Source organism: Streptomyces sp. NPDC008079, from assembly GCF_042957385.1.
GTDB lineage: Bacteria > Actinomycetota > Actinomycetes > Streptomycetales > Streptomycetaceae > Actinacidiphila.
The window spans coordinates 234,917-254,006 of record NZ_JBIBIC010000002.1; the positions used below are offsets into that span (position 1 = coordinate 234,917).

At 71.4% G+C, this 19,090-nt stretch carries 18 protein-coding genes; 11 read left to right on the top strand and 7 right to left on the bottom strand.

Annotation, left to right across the window (positions count from 1 at the left end):
• Positions 1 to 77: 77 nt before the first annotated feature.
• Genes ACFZAM_RS08060 through ACFZAM_RS08070 form a run of 3 tightly spaced genes read left to right on the top strand, consistent with a single transcriptional unit; the run spans position 78 to position 2,328 of the window.
• Positions 78 to 482 carry a DUF5304 family protein gene (locus ACFZAM_RS08060; protein ID WP_355334216.1) on the top strand — a complete coding sequence of 135 codons (405 nt, stop codon included), beginning with the start codon at positions 78 to 80 and terminating at the stop codon, positions 480 to 482.
• Between the two features lie 55 nt (positions 483 to 537).
• The gene (locus tag ACFZAM_RS08065; protein WP_355334214.1) at positions 538 to 1,479 is read left to right on the top strand and encodes an ROK family glucokinase; all 942 of its coding nucleotides are present in this window, start codon (positions 538 to 540) and stop codon (positions 1,477 to 1,479) included.
• 3 nt (positions 1,480 to 1,482) lie between these two features.
• Positions 1,483 to 2,328, top strand: coding sequence for an endonuclease/exonuclease/phosphatase family protein (locus ACFZAM_RS08070; RefSeq protein WP_391043911.1), 846 nt, complete (start codon positions 1,483 to 1,485; stop codon positions 2,326 to 2,328).
• Positions 2,329 to 2,362: 34 nt separating this feature from the next.
• Here ACFZAM_RS08070 and ACFZAM_RS08075 read toward each other — a convergent pair whose 3' ends face one another.
• On the bottom strand, positions 2,363 to 3,043 hold the full coding sequence (locus ACFZAM_RS08075; RefSeq protein WP_391043914.1) for a hypothetical protein: 681 nt from the start codon (positions 3,041 to 3,043) through the stop codon (positions 2,363 to 2,365).
• Positions 3,036 to 3,860: an alpha/beta fold hydrolase gene (locus tag ACFZAM_RS08080; protein ID WP_355334207.1), complete on the bottom strand. Its 825-nt coding sequence runs from the start codon at positions 3,858 to 3,860 to the stop codon at positions 3,036 to 3,038. The genes ACFZAM_RS08075 and ACFZAM_RS08080 overlap by 8 nt, the downstream gene beginning before the upstream one ends.
• Before the next feature lie 265 nt (positions 3,861 to 4,125).
• Here ACFZAM_RS08080 and ACFZAM_RS08085 point away from each other — a divergent pair, with 265 nt between their 5' ends.
• From ACFZAM_RS08085 to ACFZAM_RS08105, 5 genes are all read left to right on the top strand, one after another.
• Positions 4,126 to 4,974, top strand: coding sequence for a 1-acyl-sn-glycerol-3-phosphate acyltransferase (locus ACFZAM_RS08085; RefSeq protein WP_391043916.1), 849 nt, complete (start codon positions 4,126 to 4,128; stop codon positions 4,972 to 4,974).
• Between the two features lie 25 nt (positions 4,975 to 4,999).
• Positions 5,000 to 6,340, top strand: a complete 1,341-nt coding sequence (gene macS, locus ACFZAM_RS08090; RefSeq protein WP_391043918.1) for a MacS family sensor histidine kinase — start codon at positions 5,000 to 5,002, stop codon at positions 6,338 to 6,340.
• Positions 6,337 to 7,020, top strand: coding sequence for a response regulator transcription factor (locus ACFZAM_RS08095; protein WP_188285457.1), 684 nt, complete (start codon positions 6,337 to 6,339; stop codon positions 7,018 to 7,020). The genes macS and ACFZAM_RS08095 overlap by 4 nt, the downstream gene beginning before the upstream one ends.
• Before the next feature lie 71 nt (positions 7,021 to 7,091).
• Positions 7,092 to 8,120: a 6-phosphofructokinase gene (locus ACFZAM_RS08100; protein ID WP_355334200.1), complete on the top strand. Its 1,029-nt coding sequence runs from the start codon at positions 7,092 to 7,094 to the stop codon at positions 8,118 to 8,120.
• 154 nt (positions 8,121 to 8,274) lie between these two features.
• Complete coding sequence (locus ACFZAM_RS08105; RefSeq protein WP_391043922.1) at positions 8,275 to 8,931, top strand: uridine kinase; 657 nt, start codon at positions 8,275 to 8,277, stop codon at positions 8,929 to 8,931.
• Positions 8,932 to 9,015: 84 nt separating this feature from the next.
• On the opposite strand, the gene ACFZAM_RS08110 is transcribed toward ACFZAM_RS08105, so the two are convergent.
• Both ACFZAM_RS08110 and ACFZAM_RS08115 read right to left on the bottom strand, forming a co-directional pair.
• Complete coding sequence (locus ACFZAM_RS08110) at positions 9,016 to 10,968, bottom strand: chorismate-binding protein (protein ID WP_391043925.1); 1,953 nt, start codon at positions 10,966 to 10,968, stop codon at positions 9,016 to 9,018.
• 262 nt (positions 10,969 to 11,230) lie between these two features.
• Positions 11,231 to 13,996 carry an N-acetylmuramoyl-L-alanine amidase gene (locus ACFZAM_RS08115; RefSeq protein ID WP_391044266.1) on the bottom strand — a complete coding sequence of 922 codons (2,766 nt, stop codon included), beginning with the start codon at positions 13,994 to 13,996 and terminating at the stop codon, positions 11,231 to 11,233.
• Between the two features lie 375 nt (positions 13,997 to 14,371).
• On the opposite strand from ACFZAM_RS08115, the gene ACFZAM_RS08120 reads away from it, so the two are divergent.
• Both ACFZAM_RS08120 and ACFZAM_RS08125 read left to right on the top strand, forming a co-directional pair.
• Positions 14,372 to 15,721, top strand: coding sequence for a class II 3-deoxy-7-phosphoheptulonate synthase (locus tag ACFZAM_RS08120; protein WP_355334194.1), 1,350 nt, complete (start codon positions 14,372 to 14,374; stop codon positions 15,719 to 15,721).
• A 151-nt stretch (positions 15,722 to 15,872) separates the two neighbouring features.
• Positions 15,873 to 16,202, top strand: coding sequence for a (2Fe-2S)-binding protein (locus tag ACFZAM_RS08125; protein ID WP_355334191.1), 330 nt, complete (start codon positions 15,873 to 15,875; stop codon positions 16,200 to 16,202).
• 57 nt (positions 16,203 to 16,259) lie between these two features.
• Here the strand turns inward: ACFZAM_RS08125 and bfr are convergent, their stop codons facing one another.
• Positions 16,260 to 16,739 (bottom strand): bacterioferritin, encoded by a 480-nt coding sequence (bfr, locus tag ACFZAM_RS08130; protein WP_188284346.1) that lies wholly within the window; start codon positions 16,737 to 16,739, stop codon positions 16,260 to 16,262.
• A gap of 159 nt (positions 16,740 to 16,898) precedes the next feature.
• On the opposite strand from bfr, the gene ACFZAM_RS08135 reads away from it, so the two are divergent.
• Complete coding sequence (locus tag ACFZAM_RS08135; RefSeq protein WP_355334188.1) at positions 16,899 to 17,513, top strand: sulfite oxidase-like oxidoreductase; 615 nt, start codon at positions 16,899 to 16,901, stop codon at positions 17,511 to 17,513.
• A 4-nt stretch (positions 17,514 to 17,517) separates the two neighbouring features.
• Here ACFZAM_RS08135 and ACFZAM_RS08140 read toward each other — a convergent pair whose 3' ends face one another.
• On the bottom strand, positions 17,518 to 18,108 hold the full coding sequence (locus tag ACFZAM_RS08140; protein ID WP_391043928.1) for a DUF4396 domain-containing protein: 591 nt from the start codon (positions 18,106 to 18,108) through the stop codon (positions 17,518 to 17,520).
• 94 nt (positions 18,109 to 18,202) lie between these two features.
• Entirely contained in the window at positions 18,203 to 19,060 is an 858-nt protein-coding gene (locus tag ACFZAM_RS08145) for a deoxyribonuclease IV (protein ID WP_355334183.1), read from the bottom strand.
• Positions 19,061 to 19,090: the final 30 nt, after the last annotated feature.

Consider the following 19,090-nt stretch of genomic DNA (forward strand, 5'->3'; position numbering starts at 1 on the left):
CGCTGTCCCGTCGGCCGGTCGGGTACCGTCGAGGGAGCCGACGCAACCAGCCCGGAGCGCCCCTTTTGGAGCCGATCATGAGCGAATCCACGGAACGTCCCGACGCCGACGCCTGGGCGAAGGCCAGCGCCGAGGACATCGCGGCCGAGCACGCCAGACGGCGCGAGCAGGCGGGGCAGGGAGTCGGCAGCGCGGGCGAGGAGCTGCGCCGCCTCGCGGAGGCGTTCGGCGAGGCCGTCACGGACAAACTGGGGGCGCTGCGGAACCCCGCGGTACAGATGGCCGCCCAGGGCGTCATGTCCCAGGTGCGTTCAGTTGTCGAACCCATCAAGGACCGTAATCCGGATGTGTTCGACCATCTGACGGCCGCGGGAGCCGAACTGCTCGCCGCATACCGCTCTGCGGTGGCCCAACACGAGACGCGGTGGACGGGCGAGGACCGCGCTCCGAGTTCACCGACTGAACACATCGACCTCGACTGACCTCCCCTCCGGTACGGTTCTCCTAAGCGGGGATCGACCGAAAACTGAGGGACACATGGGACTCACCATCGGCGTCGACATCGGCGGCACCAAAATCGCGGCCGGCGTGGTCGACGAGGAAGGCTCGATTCTCGAGACCGTCAAGGTGCCGACGCCGCCGACTCCCGAGGGCGTCATCGACGCGATCGTGGAGGCGGTACGCCAGGTCAGCACCGGTCACCAGATCGAAGCCGTCGGCATCGGCGCCGCCGGCTATGTCGACGACAAGCGCGCCACCGTCCTCTTCGCCCCCAATATCAACTGGCGGCACGAGGCACTGAAGGACAAGGTCGAGCAGCGTGTCGGGCTCCCCGTGGTCGTGGAGAACGACGCCAACGCGGCGGCCTGGGGCGAGTACCGGTTCGGTGCCGGGCAGGGACATTCCGATGTGATCTGCATCACGCTCGGAACGGGTCTCGGCGGCGGCATCATCATCGGCAACAAGCTGCGGCGCGGCCGGTTCGGCGTCGCGGCCGAGTTCGGTCACATCCGGGTCGTGCCCGACGGGCTGCTGTGCGGTTGCGGCAGTCAGGGCTGCTGGGAGCAGTACGCGTCCGGGCGCGCGCTGGTCAGGTACGCGAAGCAGCGGGCCAACGCCACCCCGGAGAACGCGGAAGTGCTGCTCGCCCTCGGCGACGGCACGGTCGACGGCATCGAGGGCAGGCACATCAGTGCCGCCGCCCGCCAGGGCGACCCGGTCGCCGTCGACTCCTTCCGCGAGCTGGCCCGTTGGGCGGGCGCGGGGCTGGCCGACCTGGCCTCGCTCTTCGACCCGTCGGCGTTCATCGTCGGAGGCGGTGTGTCGGACGAGGGCGAACTGGTCCTCGATCCGATCCGCAAGTCCTTCCGGCGCTGGCTGATCGGCGGGGAGTGGCGTCCGCACGCGCAGGTGCTGGCCGCCCAACTCGGCGGCAAGGCGGGGCTGGTGGGCGCGGCCGACCTGGCACGACAGGGCTGACACGTGACAGTGGAGGATCTGCCGAGTTCCGCCACCGAGCCGGGGGGCTCGGCGGTCGTCCGCGTGCTCAGCTACAACATCCGTTCCATGCGGGACGACACGGCGGCGCTGGCCCGGGTGATCCGAGCCTGCGCCCCCGATCTCGTCCTCGTCCAAGAGGCTCCGCGGTTCTTCCGATGGCGTAAGGCCGCGGCCCGCCTCGCCCGTGCGTCCGGCCTGGTGTACGTGACCGGCGGGGCGACCGCCGCGGGCCCGATGATCCTTTCCTCGCTCCGCGCGCATGTGGAGCGGGTGGAGGATCCGCTCATGCCGCACCGGCCCCCGCTGCACCAGCGGGGGTTCGCGACCGCCGTGCTCAGGATCGGCGGCGCGCGGCTGGCCGCCGTCTCCACCCACCTGAGCCTGTCGCCCGCCGAGCGGTACGAGCAGGCCGGATACGTACTGGACCGGGTGGCCGCGATGGGCGAGCCGTATGTGGTGCTGGGCGGCGACTTCAACGAGCCGCCGGACCGCCCCGGCTTCTCCCGGATCGCCGACGTCCTCCAGGACGGCTACGCCACCGCGCCGTGGGGCGCCGAGATCACCAACCACCGGGCGCCGTTCCAGCGGATCGACGCCGTCTTCAGCACACCGGGCATCGAGGTGCTGGGCTGCGGGGTCCCGTTGGGCCTGCCCGGAGTCAACGAGGCCGATCTGTACGCGGCCACCGACCACATGCCGGTGCTCGCCGCGCTCCGCGTACCCGCCACCGCGATGGAGGCGGAAGCGGAGGGCCACGCGGAAGCGGAGGCCGGGGCGGACGCGCGGGCCGGTGCCGAGGCCGAAGCCGAGGTGGAAGCGGCGGGATAGCCCCGCCGCCGCTCCTCGTCAGGGACGCGGGGCCTCAGACGACGGCCCCGCCGCCCGGCAGGTCGTCGTCGTCCTCTCCCGTGCGCATCCGCGCGACCAGCGTCGTGAAGCCGCCGAGGAAGCCGCCGACGCCCAAGAGGATGGCCCACCAGGTGAGTTCGACCTGGAAGAGGACGAAGCCCAGCATGAGCAGCGGTCCGCCCAGGACCGCGATCCAGGCGAATTTCGTGGTGACGTCCGCGTCGGGCAGCGGCGGCGGCTCGGGCGGCACGTAATGCGCGTCCTCGTCGTCGTCGGCCAGTTCGTAGTCGCGCGGACCCTGGATGACCGGGTGCACGACGATGCTGCGGCTGGAGCCGGGCAGCGCGGGACGTCCGGCGTCCGCCTTCGTGCCGGTCCCGGCCTCGCCCTCGTCGTCCTTCTCGCCGTCCTTCTCCGCGTCCGCCGAGCCGTCCCCCGGGCTGTTCCCCGAGGCGCGCCCGGAGCCGGCCCCCGAGCCGTCCGCCGACCGGTCGCCCGGCCGCTGACCCGTGCCCGACGTGGTGGGTCCCGAGGCCGTCTCCGTGACGTTCTCCGAGTCCGGCCACGCCACCGACCCCGGCTCGGGCTCGTCGTCGTAGCCGGCGATCAGCGCGGCCCACGCCGCGTCCTCGTCGAGCGGCGGACGGGCCGGCTCCTCCTGCGGTGCGGTGCCCTCGTCCTCGCGGTCAGCCACCGGCCGTACCCCCCTTTACCGCTTCGTCGGCCGCGCCGCCCTCGGCGAGGTCCCCTGCGGGCTCCCCACCCGGCCGGGACAGCCGCTGGATGAAGTCGTACGACTCCGTGAAGATCTGCTCGGCGTCGTGGTCGAGCGTGGCGACGTGGAAGCTGCGCTCGAGCACCCGCTCGGTGACATCGGTCGAGGAGACCTTGCTGAGCACCACCGCCGAATTCGACGGGTGCACCACATGGTCGACCCTGCTGTGCAGGAGCAGCAGCGGCTGGGTGACCTGCGGCAGCCCGGCGTGCACGACGGGCCAGAACTTGCTGAGCGAGTGCACGGCGTGCAGCGGCGTCCGGTCGTAGCCGAGCTCGGCGCCGCCCTCACGCGCGATGTCGCTGGCGATACCGGGCACGGACGGCACCAGGTGCCGCAGCACGGGCACCGCCTTGAGCTGGAGGCTGTCGGCCTTCACCGACGGGTTCACCAGCACGAGCCCGCTGATCGCGGCGCCGTGCCGCTCGGCCAGCCGCAGCGCCAGTGTGCCGCCCATCGACAGACCGCAGACGAAGACCTGCGAGCAGCGGTCGGACAGCGACCGCAGCTCGCGGTCGACCTCGGCGTACCAGTCCTGCCAGCCGGTGACCTGCATGTCCTGCCAGCGGGTGCCGTGGCCGGGCAGCAGGGGAACGGAGACGGTCAGCCCGCGGGCGGCCAGATATTCGCCCCAGGGACGCATGGACTGCGGTGTACCGGTGAATCCGTGACAGATCAGGACGCCGATCTCGCCGCCGTCATGGCGGTACGGCTCGGCTCCGGGCATGAGCGGCACCGTGGGTCTCCTGTTCGAGGGCGCGATCGCGGGTACACGAAGGTGAGAGGTTCAGCGTACGCGGACCGGATACCAAGCGGTAAGCCCCGTCGGTGGCCGCGGCGAGCGTGGCCCGGGCGGCCGTGGCGTGACCATGGCACCTTCATGGCGGCGGCACGACGGTGCCGTGATGTCGTCACGGCGTGGCCGCGGTGCCGGGGTGCGTGGGGAGAGACCGGGCCCGACTGGCGTTAAGGTCTTCCCGTCGGCTACAGGAGGTCCTCGGTTGTTCTACGGTGCGATGAAGATCGCCATCGGCTCGCCGCTCAAGGCTGCCTTCCGCCCCTGGGTGGAGGGCCTGGAGAACATCCCCAGGGAAGGGCCGGCGATCCTGGCGAGCAACCACCTGTCCTTCTCGGACTCCTTCTTCCTGCCCGCGATGCTGGACCGCAAGGTCACCTTCATCGCGAAGGCCGAATACTTCACCTCCCCCGGGGTCAAGGGGAAGCTGACGGCCGCCTTCTTCAAGGGCGTCGGACAGCTCCCGGTGGACCGCTCGGGCGCGCGCGGCGCGGGCGAGGCCGCGGTCAAGAGCGGCATCGCGGTGCTGGAGCGCGGTGAGCTGTTCGGCATCTACCCCGAGGGCACCCGCTCGCCCGACGGCCGCCTCTACCGCGGCAAGCCCGGCGGGCTCGCCCGTGTCGCGCTGGCCAGCGGCGCCCCGGTGATCCCGGTCGCGATGATCGACACCGAGAAGGTGCAGCCGGTCGGCCAGGTGATGCCCAAACTCTCCATCCGCCCCGGCATCCGGATCGGCAAGCCGCTGGACTTCAGCCGCTACCACGGCATGGAGGGCGACCGCTTCATCCTGCGCTCGGTCACCGACGAGGTGATGTACGAGATCATGAAGCTGTCCGGCCAGGAGTACGTGGACATCTACGCCACCGCCGCCAAGCGCCAGATCGCCGAGGCCGCCAAGCGCGCCGCCGAACTGGAGAAGGCCGGGGGCCGCGACTCCGGTACGGGCGGGGAATCCGGTACGGACGGGGACTCCGGCTCCGGGGACTCCGGCTCCGGGGGAACCGGCGAGGGCGGCCCCGGCGACATAAAGCAGGAGCAACCCGCAGGCCAGTGACCGGCCGCGGGGGAGGGGACCCGGCATGAGGATGTCCGTCGAACAGCCGCTGTGGCGCGCGCTGGTCGCCTACCGTGTCCTGACCCTCGGCTACGCGCTGTCGCTGTACGTCTACGCGTACCACGACCTGCTGCACCCGCTCGGCGCCGGCGCGTACATGCTGGTGCTCGCGGTGTGGACGCTGTCCACGCTCGGCCGCGTGATGTCGGCCGAGCGCTGCACCAAGCGCTTCCTGACCATCGACCTCACGGTCGCGATCACCGGCATCCTGCTCACCGCCGTGGTCGACACCCAGGCCAGGATCGACTCGGGCTCCTTCACGCTGCCGTCGATATGGACCGCGGGCTCGGTGCTGGCCTTCGCCGTCAAGGGCGGCTGGCGGTGGGCCGCGGTCGCCTCCACGCTGGTCGCCGCCGCTGACCTGATCGAGCGCGGCACCCCCAGCCGCGACACCCTGCACAATGTCGTACTGATCTGGGTGGCGAGCATCGCCATCGGCTATGTGGTCGAGGTCGCGCGGGCCAGTGAGCGCACCCTGGCCCGCGCCCTCCAGATCGAGGCCGCCACCCGGGAGCGCGAGCGGCTGGCCCGCGACATCCACGACGGCGTCCTCCAGGTGCTCGCCATGGTGCAGCGGCGCGGCAACCAGGCCGGGGGAGAGGCCGCGGAGCTGGGCCGGATGGCGGGCGAGCAGGAAGCCGCGCTGCGCACCCTGATCACCGGCGGCCCGCTGCCCGAGGCGCGCGGCGCCGGTGACGCCCTGACGTCAGGCCCGCACGACCTCACCACGCTCCTCACGCCGTACGCCTCGGCGAGCGTCACGCTGTCCGCGCCCGGCACGCCCGTCCTGCTCGCACCGGACGCGGCGGCCGAACTGACCGCCGCCGTGGGCGCGGCGCTGGACAATGTGCGCAAGCACGCGGGTGACGGCGCGCACGCCTGGATTCTGGTCGAGGACGAGCCGGACGCGGTGCTGGTCAGCGTGCGGGACGACGGCCCGGGCATTTCCGAGGGGCGGCTGGCCGCGGCGGAGGACGAGGGGCGGCTCGGTGTCGCCCAGTCGATCCGCGGCCGGCTGCGGGACCTCGGCGGCACCGCCGTGGTGGAGTCGGTGCCGGGCCAGGGCACGGAGGTCGAACTGCGGCTGCCCAGGGGGCCGTCGAAGAACACCGGCCCCGCGCCCGCGTTCGAGCCCGCTGCCGACCCCGACCGCGCGCCCGTGCCCGAGCCCGGACCCCCGCCCGTGTCCGAGCCGGAGGACACCGACCCCGCACCCGTATCCGACCCCGCGCCCGTATCCGGCCCTGACCCCGTGTCCCGGCCCGTGCCCGTACTCAGCGAGACAGAGGGAAGCAGGACCGCATGACCGATCAGTCCGTGACGGTGATGGTCGTCGACGACCACCCCATGTGGCGCGACGCCGTGGCCCGCGATCTGTCCGACTCCGGCTTCACGGTGGTGGCCACCGCGGGCGACGGCCCCGAGGCGATCAGGCGGGCGCGCGCCGCCCGCCCGCAGGTGATCGTCCTCGACCTCAACCTGCCCGGCGCCTCCGGCGTGCAGGTGTGCAAGCAGGTCATGTCGGACGACCCCGCCGTCCGCGTCCTGGTGCTGTCCGCCAGCGGCGAGCACGAGGACGTCCTGGAGGCGGTGAAGTCCGGTGCCACCGGCTATCTGCTGAAGTCCGCGGGCCGCGACGAACTGGTCGACGCGGTGCGCAGGACCGCCGTCGGCGACCCGGTGTTCACGCCGGGCCTGGCCGGACTCGTGCTCGGCGAGTACCGCAGGCTCGCGACCGTGCCGCCGCCCGCCACGACCGGCGAACCCGCCGCGCCCCGGCTCACCGAACGCGAGACCGAGGTGCTGCGGCTGGTCGCCAAGGGCCTGAGCTACAAGCAGATCGCGCAGCGCCTGGTCATCTCCCACCGGACCGTGCAGAACCACGTGCAGAACACCCTCGGCAAACTCCAGCTCCACAATCGCGTCGAGCTTGTCCGATACGCGATCGAGGCCGGTCTTGACGGCGACCTGGACGGCGACATGTGACCCAAGTCACGCTAGCTTGGCCGGTGTTTGTCACATCCGGCACAGCTGGCTTGCGACGAAGGGAAGAGTCCATGCGGGTCGGAGTTCTGACCGGCGGCGGTGACTGCCCAGGTCTCAACGCGGTCATTCGCGGCATCGTCCGTAAAGGCGTCCAGGAGTACGGGTACGAATTCACCGGCTACCGGGACGGTTGGCGCGGTCCCCTCGAAGGGGACATCGTGCCGCTCGACATCCCGGCCGTGCGCGGCATCCTGCCGCGCGGCGGCACCATACTCGGGTCCTCCCGCACCAACCCGCTCAAGGTCGAGGGCGGCGTGGAGCGCGTCCAGCGCAATCTCGTCGAACAGGGCGTGGACGCGCTCATCGTGATCGGCGGCGAGGACACCCTCGGCGTGGCAGCCACCCTCCACGACGAACACGGCGTCAAGGTCGTCGGCGTCCCCAAGACCATCGACAACGACCTCGACGCCACCGACTACACCTTCGGCTTCGACACCGCGGTCAACATCGCCACCGAGGCCATCGACCGGCTGCACACCACCGCCGAGTCCCACATGCGCGTCCTGGTCGTCGAGGTCATGGGACGGCACGCGGGCTGGATAGCCCTGCACTCCGGCCTCGCGGGCGGGGCCAACGTCATCCTCATCCCGGAACAGCGCTTCGATCTCGACCAGGTCTGCGCGTGGGTCGAGAGCCGCTTCAAGATCCGCTACGCGCCGATCGTGGTCGTCGCCGAGGGCGCCATGCCCAAGGACGGCGACATGGTCCTCAAGGACGGCACCCTGGACTCCTTCGGCCACGTCCGGCTCTCCGGGATCGGCGAATGGCTGGCCAAACAGATCGAGAAGCGCACCGGCAAGGAGGCCAGGACCACCGTCCTCGGCCACGTCCAGCGCGGCGGCACCCCCAGCGCCTTCGACCGCTGGCTCGCCACCCGCTTCGGCCTGCACGCCATCGAGGCGGTCCGCGACGGGGACTTCGGCACGATGGTCGCGCTGCGCGCCACCGACATCGTCCGGGTGCCGATCGCGGACGCCACCGCCCGTATCAAGACCGTCGATCCGCTGCTCTACGAGGAGGTCGGCGTCTTCTTCGGCTAGGGCTGCTCCCCGCCGGAAATTCTTTTGCCCGTCGCTTGCCCGACACCGCTTGTCACCAGCGATCTCCTCGCCCTATTCTCCCTCCACCCGGCATCGGACCTGTCCAGTCCCGCCGCTTCGTTTCCCCCCATTGAGCACATGAGGAGCGCCCGGTATGACGGGTGTGGCGAGTGGGCAGCACGTGCCCCTACTGGCGGTCGCAGGCGGCACCGCATCCGGCAAGTCCACGCTTGCCGAGGCGTTGGCGCGGCATGACCCGGAGACCGTCGGTCTCATCCATCTCGACGACTTCTACGTCCCCGCGCACGATCCTGTGCGCGGGGTACGTACGCGGAGCGCCTCGGGCGCCGACACGCTGGACTGGAACCATCCGGGTTCCATCGACGAGGGGGCCGTCACGGCGGCCGTCGACGCCGCGACCTCCGGCGGGCGGTACCGGCTGGTCGTCGTCGAGGGCCTGTTCGCCCTCACCCTCCCCGCCGTCGTCACCCGCGCCACCTGGCGCGTCTACGTCGACACGCCGGACGACATCCGGCTGGCCCGGAAGATCCTCCGCAAGATCGACGTCCTCGGCCAGGACCCGCGGCTCTCCCTCCTCAACTACCTCCAGAGCGGACGCGAACGCCACGCGGCCTACGTCGCCCCGTCCCGGGCCCGTGCCGATCTCGTGCTCGACGGCACGGCGGACGGCGCGTCGATGCTGCGTGCGGTGACCGCGCTCATGACGCTGCCCCCGAGGAGCGCGGGGAGCTGCGCGATCAGCCACAGCGTGGCGGCGCTCGCCCCGCAGGCCGAGCCGCTCGCGGTCTGATCCCTCCCACCGGCCGGTGGGACGTGGCCGCGCGGTTCCTCGCGCCCCTGAGGAACGAGGAACCGCCGCTCGCTGGGCGGACCTTCAGGCGACCGTCACCGACGTCAGCAGCTCGGCCACCACGGCGGGGCCGTTCAGGGTCAGGACGGACTCGGGGTGGAACTGGACGCCGGCGAAGCCGGGGCCGCGCAGGGCGTGGACGTCGCCGGTGGCGGGGTCCAGGCTCAACTCGACCTGGTGCATGGCCAGTTCCTCCGCGACGGCGGAACCGGGGGCGCAGCGGGCGGTGAAGGTGTTGTAGAAGCCGACGGTCTCGGGGCGCCCGAAGAAGTCGATCCGCTCCTGGGCACCCTGCGCGGGACGCGCCTTGCGGACGATGTCGAGGCCGAGTTCGGCGGCGAGCAGTTCGTGGCCGAGGCAGACCCCGAGGATGCCGTGCCGGTGCCGGGCGACGAGATCGGCCGCCAGGCCGCGCAGCAGCCGCATCTTGGGGTCGGCGGTGTCCGACGGGTCGCCGGGCCCGGGGCCGAGGACGACCGGCCCCGGGTGGCCCAGGGCGGCCTCCCGCAGACCGGGCTCGTCGAAGCGCCGTACCGTCACGGCCAGCCCCGAGGAGCGCAGGACGTGCGCGAGCATCGCGGTGAAGGTGTCCTCGCCGTCCACCACCAGCGCGTGCCCGGCCGGCGGCGCCTCGTCCGTACGCGCGGTCCGCATCCGCAGCCAGAACGGGGCGAGGTGCGCCCGCCGGGCGTCCAGCGCCGCCCGTACCCGGATGTCGTCGGCCAGCCTCGGCCGTACCCCGCTCGCCGGGGCCGCGGGGGCCGGGCGGACCCCGAGGGCGGTCAGCACCCCGGCGACCTTGGCGTGGGTCTCGGCGACCTCGCCGTACGGATCGGAGTGCCGGACGAGGGTCGCGCCGACCGGCACCTTCAGCTCCCCGGCCGGGGAGATGTCGGCGGTGCGGATGAGGATCGGCGAGTCCAGGGTCTGCGCGCCGCCCGCGTCGCGGCCGAGCAGGGCGAGCGCGCCCGCGTAGTAGCCGCGCCCCGCGCCGTCGGGCCCGACCGGCTCGTAGCGCTCGATGACCCGGCACGCGTTCTGCACCGGTGAGCCGGTCACGGTCGCGGCGAACAGCGTCTCGCGCAGCACGTCCCGCACGTCCATGGTGGAGCGCCCGCGCAACTCGTACTCGGTGTGCGCGAGATGGGCCATCTCCTTCAGCCGCGGGCCGACGACGACCCCGCCGAGGTCGCCGACGGTGCACATCATCTTCAGCTCCTCGTCCACGACCATCGTCAGCTCCTCCACCTCCTTCGGGTCGTGCAGGAACGCCAGCAGCCCCTCGGCCGACGGCCCTTCTGCCGGGTAGCGGTAGGTGCCGCTGATCGGGTTCATCACCACCGCGCTGCCCGACATCCGTACGTGCACCTCGGGGCTCGCCCCGACCAGGGTGCGCTCGGGCGTGTGCACCACATACGTCCAGTACGCGCCGCGCTCGCCGCGCAGCAGCCGGGCGAAGAGCGCGAGTGCCGCGTCCGGGCCGTGGTCGGCGACCGTGCCCCGGAAGGTGCGGCGGATCACGAAGTTGGCGCCCTCGCCGCGCCCGATCTCGTCCTCGATGACCCGCTCGACGATGCCCGCGTACGTGTCGTCGTCCACGTCGAAGTCGCCGCCCTCGACGCGTACCTCGCGGTCGGGCAGCGCGGCCAGCAGGTCGGCGAGCGCGAACGCGTACGACTCGTCGGGCCGCAGGACGGTCAGCGGGGTGCCGTCGTCGTGGACGTCGAAGCCGCGCTCGCGGATCTGCCGGAACGGGACGAGGGCGAGCGCGTCGGTGGCCGGGGAGCCGTCGGCGGGCGCACCCGTCGGCAGAGGGATGTCGGCCAGCCGCTCGACGGACCCGACCGGGCCGAGCAGCACCTCCACCACGGCGTCCGGGCGGCCGGGCGTACGGCGGTGCAGCAGCGCGAACGGCGGGCAGCCGGGGGCGGTCAGGCGCTCGACGAGGGCGTGCGGGGTGGGCTGGGTGACGTGCACGGCGGTTCCTTCCAAGGGAGTTCGGAAGGGGCGGCCGGCCCGGCGGGGAAACGCCGAAGGCCGCCCCTGGGGGCGGCCTTCGCGAAGTGTCGTGCGCGCGATCAGTGGGCCGCCGGAGGAGCGGTCCACCACCAGTTCTGGTTCAGCGACTGAATCGTCGTTGTCGGCGCGTTCATACCCCCGACCTTAGCGCACGGCCCGCGGGTGGGACAGCCGGTTCCACCCGCGGGCCGGGCCCGTGGTCACGCGCGGCGGCGGTGGGTCAGAACAGCAGGTTGTACGCGTTCCAGCCGCCGCCGATCTGGGACTTGGCAGCGAAGGGTCCGCCCGTCGCCGTCCCGGTGCCCTTGTAGAACCACAAGGTGCCCGAGGCGTCCCGCGCCACGGCGTCCGGCTTCCCGTCGCCGTTGAGGTCGCTGACCCCGACGATGGTGTTGTACGCGTTCCAGCCGCCGCCGACCTTCACCCGCGCCGCGTACGGGGCGGTGGGGCTGCCGGTGCCCTTGTACAGCCACAGCACACCGGCGGTGTCGCGGGCCAGCAGGTCCGCCTTGCCGTCGCCGGTGATGTCACCCGTGCTGATCAGCATATTGAAGATGTTCCAGCCGGGGCCGATCTTCACCTTGGCCGCGAACGGCGCCGCCGGGTTGCCCGTGCCCTTGTACAGCCACAGGTTGCCCGAGGAGTCGCGCGCGATCAGGTCCGGCTTGCCGTCCCCGGTGATGTCCCGGGCTCCGATGATCATGTTGTAGACGCCCCAGCCCGCGCCGGTCTTCAGCCGCGCCTTGAACGGCCCGGACGGCTTGCCGCTGCCCTGGTAGTACCAGAGCACGCCCGAGGTGTCGCGGGCCACCAGGTCACCGGTGCCGTCCGCGCGCAGCGCGGTCATCGCGGTGACCGTGTTGAAGATCTGCCAGCCGGGACCGACCTTGAACTTCGTGTAGAAGGGCGTGGTCGCGCTGCCCGTGCCCTGGTACTGGTACAGGCCGCCGGAGGCGTCGCGGGCCAGCAGGTTGTAGCGCGTGGTGCCGGAGTCCGCCGCCGTGCTGGTCTTGAGCTGGACGTCGCTGGCCTTCACCCAGGCGATCCGGTGGTTGTACCGGATCGGGTAGAAGAGGTTCGTCTTGCCCTGCACCAGCGTGCGGTCACCGGCCGCGGTGCCCGCGAAGGTCCCCGCGAACCAGTAGTCGCCCGCCTTCTGCACACCCGCCGTCGGGTACGCCTGCCCGGACAGCACGCTGTACTTCGTCAGCGACGCGTTGTTCTGCGACTGCACCGGCACGTTGGTGCCGGTGTACGCCGCGTCCTCCGGGTACGCCCGGCCGTAGACCGGGATCGAGGTCGCGCCGGTCTTCGGGGTGATCACGCTGGTCGGCGCGACGACCGAGGTGTACTGGCCGCCGGGGTTGCGGAACCACAGTTTCTTGCCGCCGTACCAGATGGCCGTCCAGTCGTTCTGCGCCTCGGCGACGACGTAGGCGCCGCCCGCGAGGACCTTGTTCGACCAGTTGGAGCCCTCGGTCGGCAGCGGGCCCGTACCGACGTACGGGTCGGTCGGCTGCGCGGCCGTGGTGGACGGCGAGGTGTACAGGTACAGGAAGTTCGCGGGCTGCGCGGCCACCGCGGTGCCGCCGTTGGTCAGCTTCGGCTGGTTCGCCGTGCTGTACGGCGGGACGACCCGCACGAGCTGGCCGGCCTTGACCGGACCGCCCGCGCCGCCGGCGCCGTCGGGCGCGCCGAGCAGCGACATGTAGTGGTTCCAGTCGAAGAACGGTCCCGGGTCCCAGTGCTGCGTGCTGACGTTGGTGTCGAGCACGCCCGGCACCTCGTCGTGGCCGATGATGTGCTCACGGTCCAGCGGGATGTTGAACTTCGCGGCCAGGTACTTCACCAGCGTCGCCGAGGACTGGTACTCCTGCTCGGAGACCCACTGGCCGTTCTTGATCGCGTAGCCCTCGTGCTCGATGCCGACCGAGTGCATGTTCACGGTCTTGTTGGCAGCGTGCCACGCCTCGTTCTTGGTCTCCACGGCCTGGGCGACCTGGCCCTGGCCGCCGACCACGTAGTGGGCGCTGGCGTACCGGGACACGTCCTTGAACGTCGCCAGGGTGCCCGCGAAGGTGCCCTCGGCGTCGTGGATGACGATGTAGCGGATGTCCTCGCCGTTGGCGGGCCGGTTCGACTCGTTGTAGTTGCCGAAGTCGTCCGCCGCGGAACCGGCCTTGGCGTAGGCGGCCGGGTCGAAGGTGCAGTGCAGCTCGGCCGGGCACTCCGGAGTCGGGACGGCCGCCGTGCTCGCGAACGTCGCCGTCACCGGGACCTTGGCGGGCTTGACCACCCGCACCGTCGGGTCCGCGGGCAGCGTCAGCGACTGGCCGTCGGTGGTGACCCGGCTGACGCCGGTCTTCACCGAGCCCAGCACGCGCTCCGCGAAGAGCTGCGCGCCCTGCGGGTCGGTCGACTGGCTGTAGCGCGCGATGCCCGCGTACCACTGGCCGGGGTCGGCTGGCAGCGAGCCGGTGGCCTCCTTCTGGTACCGCGCGAGCAGCGCGGCGCCCGCGCGGACGCTCTGCCGCTCGTCGGTGCGTACGTCCTCTTGCGAGGTACGGGTCAGCTTGGCCGCCGCGTCCAGCGTGTGCAGCCGCGGGTCGTCGGTGTTCACCTTCGCCGGGTCGGACCTGAGCGCCCGCGCGGCGTTGAAGTGCTTGGTGACCACCGGGTCGCCGCTGAGGTTCACCTCCGCCAGCTTGTCGGCGGTGCTCGACTCCTCCAGGTCCTCGGGCTCGACCTGGGTCAGCCCCATGACGTTGTACGCGCCCGTGGTGCTCGGCTGTCCGTTGTGCGCTTCCCACAGCGTCTGCTGGTACGAAACGGCCATCAGCACGCTCTGCGGGACCTTGAACTCCTTCGCCGCGGACGCGAAGGCGTCCTGCAACGAGGTGGTGGAGCCATCCGCCTTCGCGTCCGTCCCGCCCCCGGATGACGGTGTCGCGATGGCGATGGTGCCGTAGGTGGCGACGGAGGCCAGCACGACGGCGGCGGCTCCGTAAGCGATCAGTGATTTCTTCCGGCGGTGTCTACGTGTCAACGCGCAGCCCTCGGCTATTCCGGCACGCGAGTCGCGCGCCCTCCCCTTGATGACCGCGGGGTTTGGCGGTCACCGGCCCTGGGGCCGGTCCGGCGGATCGCGAACGGCCCCTTCGGCTGCTGGACCGCTCGTGCAATCAGCCCGACGGGCCTAGGCGGCCAGACATTAGCAGTCACGGAAGGGGCAGGAGTGGACCGGGTCCGTGTCGCCCGCCGGACCTTTCGCCTCCGTTTTCGACCGATGGTGGCCACCGGGTCCGTCTCACTTCCTGAGCGGGGCCATAAGCACGTGACACGACCCCGTAATGTTGGGCCCGTGACCGTGAACGCAGATATCCACGCCGGTGACAACACCTGGCATTCTCTTCCCGCGGCGCAGCAGCCTGAGTGGCCCGACTCCGAGGCTCTGCGCGATGTGATCGCCGACCTCGCCTCGTATCCGCCGCTCGTCTTCGCGGGGGAGTGCGACCAGTTGCGCAGTCGCCTGGCGGCTGTGGCCAAGGGCGAGGCGTTCCTGCTCCAGGGCGGTGACTGCGCGGAGGCGTTCGACGCCGTCGGCGCGGACCAGATCCGCAACAAGCTCAAGACGCTGCTCCAGATGGGAGCGGTGCTCACCTACGCGGCGTCCGTGCCGGTGGTCAAGGTCGGCAGGATCGCCGGGCAGTACAGCAAGCCGCGCTCCAAGCCGACCGAGACCCGCGACGGCGTGACCCTGCCGACCTACCGCGGCGACTCGGTCAACGGCTTCGACTTCACCCCCGAGGCCCGCATCCCGGACCCCGAGCGGCTCAAGCGGATGTACCACGCGTCCGCGTCCACGCTGAACCTGGTGCGCGCCTTCACCACCGGCGGTTACGCCGACCTGCGCCAGGTGCACGCGTGGAACCAGGACTTCGTCAAGTCCTCGCCGTCCGGGCAGCGTTACGAGGCGCTGGCCCGCGAGATCGACAACGCGCTGAATTTCATGGCCGCCTGCGGCACCGACCCGGCCGAGTTCCGCACGGTCGAGTTCTACGCCTCCCACGAGGCGCTGCTACTCGACTACGAGACCGCGCTGACCCGTACCGACTCGCGGACCGGCCGGCTGTACGACGTGTCGGGCCACATGGTGTGGATCGGCGAGCGGACCCGGCAGCTCGACGGGGCGCACATCGAGTTCGCGTCCCGGATCAGCAACCCGATCGGCATCAAGCTCGGTCCCGGCACCAGCCCGGAGGAGGCGCTCTCCTACATCGAGCGCCTCGACCCGGAGCGCGAGCCGGGGCGGCTGACCTTCATCGTGCGGATGGGCGCCGACAAGGTGCGCGACAAGCTGCCGACGCTGGTGGAGAAGGTCACCGCGTCCGGCGCGCAGGTCGCCTGGGTCTCCGACCCGATGCACGGCAACACCTTCGAGGCGGCCTCCGGCCACAAGACCCGGCGCTTCGACGACGTGCTCGACGAGGTCAAGGGCTTCTTCGAGGTGCACCACGCCCTCGGTACGCACCCGGGCGGCATCCACGTCGAGCTGACCGGTGACGACGTCACCGAGTGCGTCGGCGGCGGCGACGAGATCTTCGTCGACGACCTGCACCAGCGGTACGAGACGGCCTGCGACCCGCGGCTCAACCGCAGCCAGTCGTTGGACCTGGCCTTCCTCGTGGCCGAGATGTACCGCGGGCAGTAGCGCGCGGCGGCCCCACCGGCCGTTTCGTCCAGAGGGGCGCGGATCACACCGATCCGCGCCCCTCGGCGCTTTTCCTGACCAGGGGCGCCGGGTAAGGTAAGGGTAACCTCAGCTCCTGAGGCACTCCTGGGCCCTGATCGGCGGTGACCGCGTGTACGTCTGCTCCTGCTTCGGCATCACCGAGCAGCAGGTCAAGCAGCACGCCGACGACGGCCGCTGCACCCCGCGCCAGATCGCTTCCGCCTGCAAGGCGGGCACCGACTGCGGCTCCTGCGTCAAGCGCATCCAGGGCCTCCTCGGCCGCGGCGCCGCCCCGGCCACCACCCGCACCCAGCGCCTCGCGGCGATGCTCGCGGACGCCCGCGGCGCGGAGCAGCCGGTCGCGGCACGGGTCGAGCCGGACGTCCCGGCGGCGGCCCGCGCCGAGCGGATCGCCGTGCCCGGCGCCAACGAGCCTCCCGCCGCCGCGCAGGCGGCCTGACCGGGGCCGCGAAGCGCGGCTACGGGACCGCGGCGCGCCGGCCGGCGGGACCGTCCGTCAGGATTCCGGCTGCTCGATGAGCTGCGCGATGTACAGCGGCTCGCCCAGCTTCTCGACCAGTTCGAGCTGGGTGTCGAGGTAGTCGATGTGGTGCTCCTCGTCCTCCAGGATCGACTCGAAGATGTTCGCCGAGGTGATGTCGCCCTTGGCGCGCATGACCTCGATGCCGCGCCGCAGGCGGTCGATCGCCTCGACCTCGACCTGGCGGTCGGCCTGGAACATCTCGGTGACCGTCTGGCCCACCCGGACATGGAAGAGCCGCTGGTAGTTCGGCAGCCCGTCGAGGAAGAGAATCCTGTCGGTCAGGATCTCCGCGTGCTTCATCTCGTCGAACGACTCCGACCGGGTGTACTTCGCGAGCTTCGTCCAGCCGAAGTTCTCCTGCATCTTCGCGTGCAGGAAGTACTGGTTGATCGCGGTCAGCTCAGCGGTCAACTGTTCGTTGAGGAACTCGATGACCTCGGGGTCGCCCTGCATGGCAACGCCGTCCTTCCGATCGGGCTGTCAGGTTCCGCGCATCTTCGCACTGCTCAGGCATCTGATCCAGTAAGTGCAGGCTTACGTTCCGGGGCCCGGCTTGCCCGGAAAGACCCCGCCCGGTCGGAAGCATCACGCCCCGTCTGTCACCATGGAGACATGGGTCAGTCCGAACGCCAGACGGGGGAGCTTCCTCCGGGGCAGCGGATCCAGCGGGGCTGGCCGGTCACGCACTACGGCCCCGTACCCCGTTTCACGGCGGACCGCTGGGAGTTCCGGGTCTTCGGCGCGACCGCCGACAACGACAAGACCTGCTGGAACCACGAGGAGTTCTCCGCGCTGCCGTATGCCACGGTCGTCGCCGACTTCCACTGCGTCACGAAGTTCTCGATGCTCGGCATCGAATGGGGCGGGGTTTCCACCGATACCGTGCTGAAACTGGCGCCGCCCGCCGACGACGTCACGCATGTGATGGTGTGGGCCGAATACGGATTCAGCTCGAATCTGCGGATCGAGGACTTCATCGACGACAAGTCGATATTCGCGACCCATAAGGGCGGCGAACCCCTCACCGCGGAACACGGATTTCCGGTCCGCCTCGTCGTCCCCGGCCTCTACGCCTGGAAGGGCCCCAAATGGGTCCGCGGGGTGGAGTACATGACGGCGGACCGCCGCGGCTTCTGGGAGGAGCGCGGCTATCACAACCTCGGTGACCCCTGGAACGAGCAGCGGTACTCGTACCAGGAGGAGCCGGGCGACGGGCCCGAGCTGTAGCGGCTCAGTGGTGGTACTGGTGCACCACCGCGTGGCCCTTGCCCCGCCCGATCAGCCACTTGTTGACCGGGGTCGTGACGGCGAAGGCCACCACGAAGGAGAGCGCCAGGCTCACCCAGAACAGGGCGTCGGCCAAGGTCGCGTCCATGGCGCCGGGGAAGACCAGGATCGTGCCGTTGTCGGCCAGCTCCATGAAGATGATCGACACGGTGTCGGCGGCGAGCGCCACCCGCAGCGCCGAGCGCGGGTCCAGGCCCGCGCGCAGCACGCCGCGCATGGTGAGCGAGTAGCCGAAGACGAAGGCGAGCACGATCGCCAGCAGCATCGTCCGCACGTTGTCCCAGCCGAGCGCCGTGCCGATCAGCATGCCGAGGACCTCGCCGATGGCGCAGCCGGTGAGGCAGTGCAGGGTCGCCTGGGCGGCCGTCCGCCAGCCCGCCCCGCCGCCGCTGCCGCCGTGGTGCGCGTGCGCCGCGTGGTCGTGGGCCGCGGGGTCGTGAGCTGCCTGGCCATGAGCTGCCTGATCGTGCGCCGCGTGGTCGTGGGCCGCGTGGTCGTGCGCCGCGTGGTCGTGGGCCGTGTGCTCGTACGCCATGGGATGTCCCCGTCCTCAGGAAGTGCGTGCGGTGCCTTGCGGTCAGCACAACCACATACCCCCTGGGGGTATTCCTGAGGGCCGGGAGCAACCTCTATCCGCGCAGCTCCTTCAGCAGCTTCACGTCCGACGCGTGCCCCTCGGGCCCGCCCGGCGTCTCGATGACCAGCGGCACGCCCTCCGTCGCCGGGTGCCGCAGCAGCTCACGGAACGGCTCCGCGCCCAGATGGCCCGCGTCGATGTTCGCGTGCCGGTCCTTGCGCGCCCCGCACACGTCCTTGCTGCCGTTGGCGTGCACCAGCCGCAGCCGCCCCTCGCCCGCCGTCGCCGCCAGTTCGTCCAGCATCGCCGTCATCCCGCCGGGCGCCGCCATGTCGTGCCCCGCCGCGAAGGCGTGACAGGTGTCCAGGCACACCCCGAGCCGGGGATGCCGGTCGAGCGCCGCCATGTACGGGCCCAGGTCCGCGACCAGCGAGCACAGCGAAGAGCCCTGCCCCGCCGTCGGTTCCAGCAGCAGCCACGGGTCGTCGTCGTGCGTCAGCTCGTCCAGCAGCGGCCGTACCCGCTCGCGCACCTGCGCCAGTGCCACCTCGCGGGTCCTGCCGCCGGTCGCCGAGCCGGTGTGCACCACCACGCCCAGCGCGCCGATCGCCCGCGCCCGGCGCAGCGAGTGCCGCAGCGACTCCACCGAGCGGTCCACCGTCGCCTCGGTGTGCGAGCCGAAGTTGATCAGATACGGCGCGTGCACGTACGCGGGAAGGTCCAGCTCCGCGCAGCGCGTCCGGAACTCCTCGTCCTGGGCAGGGCTGCCGGGCGGAGTCGCCCAGCCGCGCGGATTGGCCGCGAAGACCTGGACGGTCTCCGCGCCGATCCGCTCCGCGTACCCCAGCCCCACGGTGGCCAGCCCGCCGGCCACCGGCACATGGCTGCCCACCGGATTGCGCGACCGCATCAGCCCGCCGCACCCGTCGGCGCGTCCGTC